Genomic DNA, 10,678 nt, shown 5'->3' with positions numbered 1-10,678 from the left:
CCTCCGACGATCACCACGTCCGCCCGCGCGGGCGGACGTGGTGATCGTCGGAGGTGGGCACAACGGGCTGGTCTGCGCGGCCTACCTGGCGCGGGCGGGCCGGTCGGTCGTCGTGGTCGAGGCCCGCGACGAGGTCGGTGGCTGCGCGTCGACCGTCGAGGCGATCGGCGCCCGGGTGAACATCTGCAACTGCGACCACACGATGATCCTTGCCAGCGGGATCGTCGACGACCTGGAACTCGGCGCCCACGGCCTGCGCTACCTCGACGTCGACCCGATGGGGATCGCCCTCGGCTGGGGCGACGCACCGGCGTTCGTCCAATGGCGCAGCGTCGAGCGGACCCTGGACGGCCTGGCCCGCACGGACCAGACGGCGGCGGATGCCTACCGGCGCTATCTCGACGTCGCGCTGCCCGCCGCCCGGCTCGTCGCCGACGTGCAGGGCTCCCGTCCGAGCACCCCGGCGATCGCGGCGATCGCCGCCCGCCGACGGCTGCGGGGCGCCGCAACGGTCCTGTCCTGGGCGCGGCGCAGCCTGCTCGACGTGCTCGGCGCGTTCGGCCTGCCCCCGTGGCTCATCGCCGCGGCCTGCACGAACGGCCCCGCCGTGTGGGGGCTCGGACCGGACGCCCCCGGCAGTGGCCTGGGCGCCCTGGGTTTCGCGATGCGCCATCTCATCGGCGTCGGGCGGCCCGCCGGCGGCAGCGGCGCGCTGCCGGCGGCGCTCGCCGCGTGCGTGCGCGACCACGGCGGCGTCGTCGTCACCGGGGCCCGAGTGGGCGGGGTGATGGTCCGTGACGGCCAGGCCCGCGGGGTGCGTCTCGTTGACGGTCGGCAGATCGCCGCGTCGACGGTCGTCACCGCCACCGATCCGCGCACGGTGCTCGTGGACTGGCTCGACGGCGTGCCGCCCGCGGCCCGGCTGCACGCCCGGTGGGCGAGCGCGCCCCGGGTCGACGGCTACGAGTCGAAGCTCGACGCCGTCGTCACCGCCCCGCCGGACCTCGCCGCACTGCGCGCCATCCCCGCCGACCTGCTTCCCCCGCACGCGCACCACGTTCCAACCATCACGATCAGCCCCACCCCGGCGGAGCAGGTCGCCGCCGCCGCGGCCCGCGCGCGCGGCCAGGTCAGCGACCCGCCGATGTTCCTGCTGAACACACCCTCCGTGCTCGACCCGGCGATGCGGCCGTCGCCCGACACACACCTGCTCAGCCTGGAGGTGCTGTGGACCCCGTACGCGCTGCCCGGCGGCTGGTCCGATCCGACCAGAGCCTGGTCCTGGCTGCGCCGGCTGGCCTCCCTCGGTGATCCGGCGCTCGTCGAGGCGGTCCGCGACTGGCGGGTGATGACCCCGCCGGACTACGAGCGCGAGTTCGCCATGCCCCGCGGCTACGCCCCCTCCTTCCCCGGCGGCGTGGTGGCCGCCCTGAGCGGCCGCCCCCGCGAGCTGAGCCGCTACCGCACCCCCGTCGCCGGCCTCTACCTCACCGGCGCCGGCACCTTCCCCGGCGCCGGCGTCTGGGGCGCCAGCGGCCGCAACACCGCCCACGTCATCCTCACCGCCCGCCCGAGGAACCCGTCCCCCCACGCCGGTCAGTAGGACGACAAGAAGATCTTCGATAAAGTTCTTTCCATCAAGCATCCCCCGGATCTCGTGGTCGGGGAGTATGACTCCGTGGTTGATGATGCCCGCGAGGTGTCGGTCTCCGATTTCCGACCGTGAGCATGGAAGGCGCTCGTACGGCCTCCCGCCGCCGAGCATCTTTCCGTGCGTGCGCCAGAACTCCGCGAGCCCGGTGAGTGCGCCGGGGGCGTCGAATCGGCCGTCTGGCAGGACGAAGTCCCGTGCTGCGGGAAGTGTGGTTGGGCTGGGGGCGGCCTGCTCGGCCCGGCGCCCCTGTGTCAGCGGCGGGGTCCGGCCGTGGCGCGGGCGGCGTCGTGCCCGTCGACCCGGCGCGTGATCCTGGCTGCCGCGGCGGCCAGTTGGCGCAGCTGGGTCGGGGTGAGCGCGTCGATGACCAGCTCGCGCACGGCGCGTACGTGATGCGGGGCGGCTTCGACGATCCTTGCCAGGCCGGCCTGCGTCAGCACCGCCTGGGAGGCCCGGCCGTCGCCCGGGCAGGCCTGGCGGGTGATCCATCCCCGTCGTTCCAGGCGGGAGGCCACGTGGGAGAGCCGTGACAGGGACGCGTTCGTTCCCGCGGCCAGCTCCGACATCTGGAGGGTCAGCGCGCTGGACTCCGACAGCAGGGACAGCACCTCGTACCGATCGCTACCGTTCACTTGTCACGTCAACCAAATCTCCGGAAGGGGACCCAGCGCCGCGGCGGAAGGCCGTTGCTGACCGGGCGCCGTGCGGGACCGATGCGGGCGAGATCCGCCGCCGGGCCGGCCGGGCCTCCCCGTACAGACGAGATCACCAGGAGTAGAGACATGACCGACCTCACCGAGATCGCGTCGCCAGTGCTGGGCACGCTCGACGACGCGGGGCGCGCGACGCTCTTCACCGACGCCCGGACCGCGAACTCGTTCGCGCCGACGCCGGTCAGCGACGCCGAGCTGTCGGCGATCTGGGACCTGGCGAAGTGGGCGCCGACCGCTGGCAACTCCCAGCCGCTGCGGATCCTGTACGTGCGTACCGACGAGGGGCGCGAGCGCCTGCTCACGCACATGAACGAGGGCAACAGGGCCAAGACCGCGTCGGCGCCCGCCGTGGCCGTCCTCGCCGTCGACACGCGCTTCCACGAGCACATCCCCGCTCTGCTGCCCTTCCGGCCCGAGATGAAGGACGCCTTCGACGCCGACGCGGAGCTGAGGACCCGGACCGGGACCTTCAACGCGACCCTGCAGGCCGGTTACTTCATCCTCGCGGTGCGGGCCCACGGCCTCGCCGCAGGCCCGATGGCCGGCTTCGACGCCGCCGGGATCGACGCCGACTTCTTCCCGGACGGCCGCTGGCACTCCATCCTCGTGGTCAACATCGGTCACCCCGGCACCAACCCGTGGTTCGGTCGGCTCCCGCGCCTCGGCCACGAGGACGCGGTCCGCTGGGAGTAGGAGACACTGATCCGGCAGCGGTCCGGGTCCCGCTCGCGCGGGCAGGACGGGCGGGAAGAGCGGGAGAGGCGGGTTGGTCAGGGCGTCGGCCCGGCCCCGGCGAGGGCCGGCAGCTTGCCCGGGTTCAGCAGGCCGTCGGGGTCGAAGCGGGCGGCGGCGGCGCGCACCGCGTCGAGGCGGCCGTGGTGCAGCTCCCAGGTGTGCGGGTCGTCGACGTAGACCTCGACGTCGGCCAGGCGGGCCATCCGGTCGTAGAGGTCGTCGGCGCCGTCGTAGCGCAGGAACAGCATGCTCACCCAGTCGCGGCCGGACGCGGTCAGGAAACCCTCCAGGTGAATGAGGGATTCGGGCGCGAGCGCGGCCACCTCGGCGCGCCGGCGCGTCAGGCCCGGGCCCATGCACTGCAGATGGGTCAGCTCCGGGCGCACCTTGCGGACGCGGTAGGTGGTGTGGTTGTACGACAGCGACGCGATGTGCGCGGGCCCCTTCGGTCGCACCGCGTCCACCCTGCCACCGTGGCGGCGCACCACCGCGCTCGCCGCCTCGACGCTGTCCTCGGTCACGATGCCGCGAAGACTCACCCGGTCCAGCGGCAGCGCCGGGTCGGCCGGGCGGTAGGCCGCGATGATGCCCGCCTCGTCCAGTGACAGCAGCCGCGGGCTCGGCTCCAGCTCGAAGAGCTCCTCGCCGGCGGCCACCGCGCCGCCGAGGTCGGCGAACGACGTGTACAGCCCGGTCCAGCGCCGCGCCGGGCGCAGCGCCACGGTGGCCTGCGCGATGACGCCGGACACGCCGAACGCGTGCGCCATGGCGGTGTTCTCAGGGAACGGCACCGCCACCGGCGTCGCGTCGTCCGTGCACGGCACGACGAGCAGGGAGCGCAGGTAGCCGTCCCAGATCGCGCCGTTGGCGATGGACCCGGTGCCGCCCGAGCCGCCGGCGATGAACCCGCCGACGGTGCTGCCCACCGTCGAGGGCAGGATCGCCAGCTCCTGCCCGGTGGCCAGCGCCGCCTTCTCCATCAGCACGAACGACGCGCCCGCCTCCGCCGTCAGCCAGCCGTCCTCGACGGCGAGCACGCGCGACGCGGCGGACGTGTCGACGACGAGACCGCCGAACAGCGGAATGCCCTGCCCGTAGTTCCCGGTGCCCTGCCCGCGCACCGTCACCGGCACCCGGTGGCGATGCGCGGCCCCGACGGCGGTCGCGATGCCGGCGGCGTCCGCCGGGCGGACGACCACGTCGGCGACGCCGCCGGGCAGCAGCGGCGCCAGCACCGGGCTCATGTGCGCCCAGTCGGTGGACGCCGACAGCCGCGACGCCTCGTCCCGGCGCACCGCGTCGTCGCCCAGCAGCCGCGCGAGCTCCGCGGCGAGTCCGTCGAGCACCGCCGGGTCGAGCGGGGTCACCGCAGGCAGCCGCGCGCGGCCGAAGCCGGGCAGCACGCGCTGCTGCCCGGCCCCGCCACCCCGCTGCGCGAGGGTTGAATCTGACATCGCGTTACGACCCCAGGCCGATCTTCGTGTCGAGGAAGCTGCTGTCGACCAGGTCGGACGGCTTCAGCCCGGCGAGGATCGGTTTGTTCTGTGCCTGGTAGATCGGGTCCAGGATCTCGATGAGCTTCTGCAGCCGGGCGTCGTCGAAGTCGCCGAGGGTGCTGTTCGACCCGTTGCCGACGATGCCGAGCGACTTCATCGTCGACACCGCGTACGTCGCGACACCGTCGCTGTAGACCCAGCCGTTGTTGTACTTGTCGACGAGCTCGAGGATCAGCTTGTTCGTCGCGTCCGGGTTGCCCATGAAGTCGACGATCGACTGCTGCATGATCGGCACCAGCTTCGTCAGGCACGGCCCCAGCGCGGCGAGCTTGTCCTTACGCACGCCGATCGCCTGCTGGTAGAAGTTGAAACCGGCATCCGCGATCAGCTGGTACTTCAGCGGCTTGTTCCAGGAGCGCACCTCGTGCTCCCAGGTGTACGGCTCCGACGTGGCGAAACCCTGCACAGCGTACGTGCCGCCCGAAGCGACGAAGTTCGTCGGCGTCCCGTCGTAGCTGCCGTCGACCTGGCTCTTCTTCAGAATGCCCGACCCGGTGAAGTAGTCCATGTACGACGCGCCCTGGAAGTACAGGACCTTCGTGTCCGTCTTCCCGATGTCGGCGATCGTCTTCCAGTCCGGGTGCTTGTCCGGCGACCAGCCGATGATCTGCGGGCTCTTCTCCAGACCGGCGAGCACCGCCACCGTCGGCTGCGTCTTCGACAGGGCGATCTGCTCGTCCGTGCCCAGGTAGCCCAGGGTGATGTTCGAGTCCTTGTAGAGCTGCGAGGTCACCGTCTGGAAGCCGACGGCCGGCCCGCCCGCGCGGATCTCCAGCTTGACGCCGGTGTCGACGCCGCCATGCGCGACCAGCTCACCGGTGACGGACTTCGCCCCCGCGTCGATCTTCGGGTTCGGGCCGAGCAGGTGGTACTGGCCGCCGTGCTCCGACTCCGGGTTCCAGTCGGTCTGCAGCACGATCGTCGACGGGCAGCCGGCGGCCTTCAGGTCGTACTGGGCCGGCACCGGACCGGCCGCGGACGGCGCCGCCGACGCGCCGGACGAGCCGCCGTCGCTGCCGCCGCCGCCGCACGCGGCGGCGGTCAGGGCGAGCGCGGTCGCGGTCGCCGTCAGCGCGACGAGCCGGGCGGGCCGTCGCCGAGATCTGATCAACGTGTGTCTCCAGAGGTGTGCACAGCCCGTGCGGGCAGGGATGGACGTGAGGGGTGGTGCGTGCACACGGCTGTGTGATGCGTGCACCGTGAGGGTGGTGCCGTCGCCCTGGGCGGAGGGGGCCGATGCGGGCGGGTGATGCTGATGCCGGTCGGGTGATGCTGATGCCGGCAGGTGATGCCGGCAGGTGATGCCGGCAGGTGATGCCGGCGGGTGATGCCGGTGCGGGCGGGTCAGCCGCGCTTCGGCTGGTACCAGCGGCCGACGACGCGCCGCGAAAGCCAGCCGAAGAAGACGAAGACCGCGATGCCGAGCAGGCTCGCGGTGAGCGTGGTCGCCCACAGGCGCTCGCCCTCCAGGCGGGAGGTGAACACCGACAGGGTCGTGCCGAGCCCCGGCTCGCCCTGCTTGAAGAAGAACTCGCCGACGATCGCGCCGATCACCGACAGCCCGGCGGCGTTGCGAAAGCCGGTGAACATCGACGGCAGCGCCGCCGGCAGCTGCAGCTTCCACAGCCGCGTCCAGCGCCCGGTGCGGTGCAGGCGGAACAGCTCGTGCATGCCCCGGTCCACCGACTGCAGGCCGAACAGCGTGTTCGACACGATCGGGAAGAACGCGATGATGACGCAGACGATGATCCGGCTCGTCAGCGCGAACCCGAAGAAGAAGCTCAGCACTGGGGTGAGCGCGAGCACCGGCACCGTCTGGATCACCACCGCCCATGGGAACAGCGCGTTCTCGATCCACTTCGCCTGGCTCATCGCCACCGCGACGATCACCCCGACAACGATGGCGATCGCGAGCCCCGAGAACGTGACCTCGCAGGTCAGCCGCAGCGCGCTCATCATCGACGAGAAGTTCTTCCCGTCGAGGATCCCGACCCGCACCACCTCGTGCGGCGGCGGCAGCATGAAACGCTGCTGCTCGTTGAGCAGACCGTCCGACACGCCGTACCACAGACCGATGAACGCGGCGAGCACCGCGGCCGGGCCCAGCACGAGGCTCGCCAGGTTGCCGCGGCGCCCGCCGGACGCCGCTCTCACCCGCCCGCGCGGTCGGGACGCGGGAGCCGGCTCGGGCAGCGCCGGGGCTGGTGGATCCGTCGTGGCCGCGGCAGGTGACGTCGTGGTCAATCCTGGCTCCTCAGGTGGTGGGAGACCTCGCCGCACAGGGCGGCGAACTCGGGGCTGTAGCGCAGCTGCGGCGCGCGCGGATAGGCGAAGGGCACGGCCAGGTCCGCCTTCACCCGGCCCGGCCGGCCGCTCATCACCACCACCCGCGTCGAGAGGAACACCGCCTCCGCCACCGAGTGGGTGATGAACAGGGCCGCGAAGCGGCGCAGCACGAACATCCGCAGCAGTTCGTCGTTGAGCCGCTCCCGGGTGATCTCGTCGAGCGCGCCGAACGGCTCGTCGAACAGGAAGATCGACGGGTCGAGGACCAGCGAGCGGGCCAGCGACGTGCGCATCCGCATCCCACCGGAGAGCTCGTGCGGCAGATGCTTCTCGAACCCGCCGAGCCCGACCAGGCCGATCGCCTCGTCGACGCGGCGCTCCCGCTCGGCCGCGTCGAGATGTTCCAGCTCGGCGAGCAGCCGCACGTTGCCGCGCACCGTGCGCCACGGCAGCAGCGTCGCGTCCTGGAAGACGTACCCGACGCCTGCCGAGGCGACGTCGACGGTCCCGTCGGTGGCCTTCTCCAGCCCGCTGGCGATGCGTAGCAGCGTGCTCTTGCCGCAGCCCGACGGCCCGACGACGGAGACGAACTCGCCCGGCCGGACCGCCAGATCGGTGTCGACCAGCGCCACCGTGCCGTCCCGGAACCGCTTGCGCACCCCGGCGAAGCGCAGCGCCGGCGTCGCGCCCGCGCCGTCGGGGGACGCGCCGGCGGTGTCTGCGGCGGCGGCGGTGTCTGCGGCGTCGTCGGCGGGCCCTGGGTGGGTGATGGTCACGACGTTGCCTCCCGAAGGTCCGGACGGGCGAGGACGGGCATGGCGGCCGCGGACGGCTCGGAGCCGAGGCCCGCGCCGCCCGGCGCGCGGCGGGCGGTGGCCCCCGCGGCGGCGGGAGCGGCGGCGCCCGGGCGGCGCAGCGGCACGGCGGACGGGGCACCGGCAGCGCCCGGCGGCGCGCCGGTCTCACCGCGTGCGTGCGGTTCCGTCAGGTCGGTGTGGACGGTGGTGCGGGCCACGACCCGGCCAGATCGCCATACCGTGCGGGCGGCGCCGGCGGCGGCGAGCGCGTCGAGGGCGCCGGCGGCGGGCAGCGCGACGAGGTCCGCGGGACTGCCCGGGACGAGGTCGACAGCCGGCAGGCCGAGGACACGGCGCGGTGCCGCGGTCACCGACGTGAGCGCGTCGTCCGGGTTCAGATGGCCGGCCATCACCATCAGTGCCGCCGTCTCCAGCGCGTCGCCGCGCCCGACCGGGTTGAACGGGTCGCGCAGGTTGTCCCCGCCGGCCGCGACCGTCGCCCCGGCGCGGCGCAGCGGCCCGATCGCCGTGAGCCCTCGCGGCGTGCCGACCGCGTGCGCGCGACCCTGCAGGAACAGGTTCGTCTGCGGCAGCGCGACGACCCCGACGCCGGCGGCGGCGACCTGCTCGCTGACCCGGGCCTGCACGTCCGGCGGCTGCATCGCGAGACTCACACAGTGGCTGGCCGTCACGCCGTGCGGGAAGCCGGAGCGGGCGACCAGATCCGCGAGGGTGGCGAGGGTGAGCAGGCGTGGGTCGAGCGTCTCGTCGGTGTGCAGGTCCAGCGGGCGGCCCGCCTCCCCGGCCGCGTCCAGGCAGATCGCGACCGCGCGGTGCGGCTCCGGGTCCAGATGCGGGCAGCCGCCGGCGACGTCGGCGCCCTCCGCGAGCGCCTGGCGCAGGTCCCTCCCCGGCTGGCCGGCCAGCGGGTTCGACACCAGCGCGACGAGCTGCAGCTCGACCAGCCCCCGCCAGCGCTCCCGCACCCCGACCAGCGCCTCCAGCGCCCGCATCCCCGACTGGACGCCGACGTTCACATGGGTGCGGATGTGTGTCGTGCCCAGCGCCAGGTGGATGCGCAGCGCCGCCTCGGCGCGCACCGCGAAGTCCTCGACCGTCGAGTCGGGCAGCAGCGTCTGGATCGCCTCGATCGCCCCGGCCAGATCCCCGGTGACGTTGCGCGCCAGGGACGCGGTCAGCGCCTTGTCCAGGTGCGCGTGCGGCTCCACGAACGACGGCAGCAGCACCTGCCCGCGCAGATCCACGTCGGCCGCCTCGGTCGCGGCGCGCCCGCCGCGCTCGCCGTGCGGCACGACCTGGCGGATGACGCCGTCGGCGAGTTCGACGTCGACGACGTCCCCCGCCGCCGTCGTCGCCCCCCGCAACCAGCTCACGGCGCCACCCCCGCACCGGTGGTCGGGCTCGTGCGCGGGCCGGCGGCGGGCCCGCTCGTGCCGGCGGTCCGGGTGCTCGCGCCGAGCAGACGGCGGGTGATGTCGGCGGTGGCGCCGGCCGCCGCCAGTTCATGTCCCGGCTCGGCACCACCGGAGAGGTTGACGCCGTCGACGCCGGGCAGCGCGATCATCCGCGCCGCGAGGTCGGCGCCCGCGCGTACGCCTGCCTCCCGTGGATCGTTCGCGTCCAGGACGGCCTCCAGATAGCCGGCGGGCAGCCGTCCGGTCGCGAACGACGCGACGACGGCCGCCGTCGCCGCGCTCGTCACCACCGGCACACACGCCAGTACCAGTCCGTCGAAGCCGGTGTCCCGTAGCCGCGCGACGGCGTCGCCGACCCCCTCCGGGCCGCCGCAGTGATCGACGAAGACCACGTCGACCCCGGTGTCGATCTTGGCGATCAGGCGTGACAGCCGCCGGTCCGCCGGGGGCGCGGCCGGTGCGTGCGCGGCGGAGACCAGCGGCCCACGCCCCCGTGCGAGCGCGACGATCCCCACGCTGTCCAGGTCGAACACGGCCCGCGCGTCCGCCCGGTGCCCGAGCGCCGGATGATCACCGGTGACGCAGTGCAGGGCGGTGACGCCCGCGTCCACGCAGGCGGCGATCTCCCCCTCGAGCGCGACCCGGTTGCGGTCACGGCCGTTGACGCCCGCCCACACCACCACCCCGCGCTCGGTGAGCAGCCGCGCCCGGTACGACGGCGGGAACTGCACCCGGGCCCCGCCATGATCACCGAGCAGGCAGGCGTCGGCGACCGGCGCGAGCAGGTCCGCGCTCGCCCGCAGCCCGTCCGCCGACAGCGGCGCCGCCGGCAGATCCGCGACGACCACCGGCCGCCGCGCCGCTGCCGCCCTGAACGCCGCCGCCGCCCTGAACGCCGCCGTGGATGTCGCCGCGGACGCCTCGCTGGTCCAGGCCGCTGGCGAGGGATCGCGGCGTTGTCCGGAGACCGGGGGAGCTGGGTGCGGCCAGGCGTCGAGGACGTCGAGGAAGGTGCACGGACCGAAGCCCGGAACCTCACAGCTGTGGTCGTCGCCGACACCGGCGCATGGTCCGTGCGCCATCTGCTTGGGGCATCGGGCGACCGCGTCACCCCACGTGGCCTCGGCGAACGTCCCGATGTTCATCACGCCAACACTGTCCGGCGAGGCCATCGACGGGCGGTTTCCGGTCGATAAGGCGCGTGTTAAAGCTTCCCGGAGACCGCCACAGTCGCGTGCCGCCCGGTCCCGCGGGACCGGACGGCCGGCAGCTCCTCATAAGCCGCATATCGGGCTGACTTCCCTCCGCTGGGAAGGGGGTGCGGAGGGCGGCGGCACCGTGTCGCGAATGCGCGGCCGCCCGTCCTTTTTGTCCCGAATGTGCGACACGGGCTGCCGTGAAACGGCCAGAAGGCTGCCACGACCCGCCGCGGCGACACCCACGAAGAGCGTGACCCGAGAGGCGATCTACGTGCCGCAGGGGGAGGGGGCGGGGGCGGAGG

At 73.6% G+C, this 10,678-nt stretch carries 9 protein-coding genes; 2 read left to right on the top strand and 7 right to left on the bottom strand.

Going from position 1 to position 10,678, the window contains the following annotated elements:
* Nucleotides 1–1,603: phytoene desaturase family protein (locus C1A33_RS13130; RefSeq protein WP_207770293.1), on the top strand; the 1,603-nt coding region annotated here is incomplete at its 5' end.
* 302 nt (nucleotides 1,604–1,905) lie between these two features.
* Here C1A33_RS13130 and C1A33_RS13125 read toward each other — a convergent pair.
* Nucleotides 1,906–2,286, bottom strand: a complete 381-nt coding sequence (locus C1A33_RS13125; protein ID WP_101831800.1) for a MarR family winged helix-turn-helix transcriptional regulator — start codon at nucleotides 2,284–2,286, stop codon at nucleotides 1,906–1,908.
* Between the two features lie 150 nt (nucleotides 2,287–2,436).
* Between C1A33_RS13125 and C1A33_RS13120 the strand changes: the two genes are divergently transcribed.
* Nucleotides 2,437–3,060: a malonic semialdehyde reductase gene (locus tag C1A33_RS13120; RefSeq protein ID WP_101831799.1), complete on the top strand. Its 624-nt coding sequence runs from the start codon at nucleotides 2,437–2,439 to the stop codon at nucleotides 3,058–3,060.
* Between the two features lie 77 nt (nucleotides 3,061–3,137).
* On the opposite strand, the gene C1A33_RS13115 is transcribed toward C1A33_RS13120, so the two are convergent.
* The 6 genes from C1A33_RS13115 to C1A33_RS13090 all read right to left on the bottom strand — a co-directional run bounded on the left by C1A33_RS13115 (nucleotide 3,138) and on the right by C1A33_RS13090 (nucleotide 10,322).
* Entirely contained in the window at nucleotides 3,138–4,556 is a 1,419-nt protein-coding gene (locus C1A33_RS13115; RefSeq protein ID WP_101831798.1) for an FAD-binding oxidoreductase, read from the bottom strand.
* A gap of 4 nt (nucleotides 4,557–4,560) precedes the next feature.
* Nucleotides 4,561–5,769, bottom strand: a complete 1,209-nt coding sequence (locus C1A33_RS13110) for a nitrate ABC transporter substrate-binding protein (RefSeq protein ID WP_101831797.1) — start codon at nucleotides 5,767–5,769, stop codon at nucleotides 4,561–4,563.
* Between the two features lie 233 nt (nucleotides 5,770–6,002).
* Nucleotides 6,003–6,851, bottom strand: a complete 849-nt coding sequence (locus C1A33_RS13105; protein ID WP_101831802.1) for an ABC transporter permease subunit — start codon at nucleotides 6,849–6,851, stop codon at nucleotides 6,003–6,005.
* A 47-nt stretch (nucleotides 6,852–6,898) separates the two neighbouring features.
* The gene (locus tag C1A33_RS13100) at nucleotides 6,899–7,720 is read right to left on the bottom strand and encodes an ABC transporter ATP-binding protein (protein WP_101831796.1); all 822 of its coding nucleotides are present in this window, start codon (nucleotides 7,718–7,720) and stop codon (nucleotides 6,899–6,901) included.
* Nucleotides 7,717–9,135: an amidohydrolase family protein gene (locus C1A33_RS13095; RefSeq protein WP_243407490.1), complete on the bottom strand. Its 1,419-nt coding sequence runs from the start codon at nucleotides 9,133–9,135 to the stop codon at nucleotides 7,717–7,719. The genes C1A33_RS13100 and C1A33_RS13095 overlap by 4 nt, the downstream gene beginning before the upstream one ends.
* The gene (locus C1A33_RS13090; RefSeq protein ID WP_243407489.1) at nucleotides 9,132–10,322 is read right to left on the bottom strand and encodes a methylenetetrahydrofolate reductase C-terminal domain-containing protein; all 1,191 of its coding nucleotides are present in this window, start codon (nucleotides 10,320–10,322) and stop codon (nucleotides 9,132–9,134) included. Before C1A33_RS13090 ends, C1A33_RS13095 begins: the two co-directional genes overlap by 4 nt.
* Nucleotides 10,323–10,678: the final 356 nt, after the last annotated feature.

Source organism: Frankia canadensis, from assembly GCF_900197875.1.
In the GTDB taxonomy this organism is placed as follows: domain Bacteria; phylum Actinomycetota; class Actinomycetes; order Frankiales; family Frankiaceae; genus Frankia; species Frankia canadensis.
This window is presented reverse-complemented; position numbering and strand designations above follow the sequence as displayed.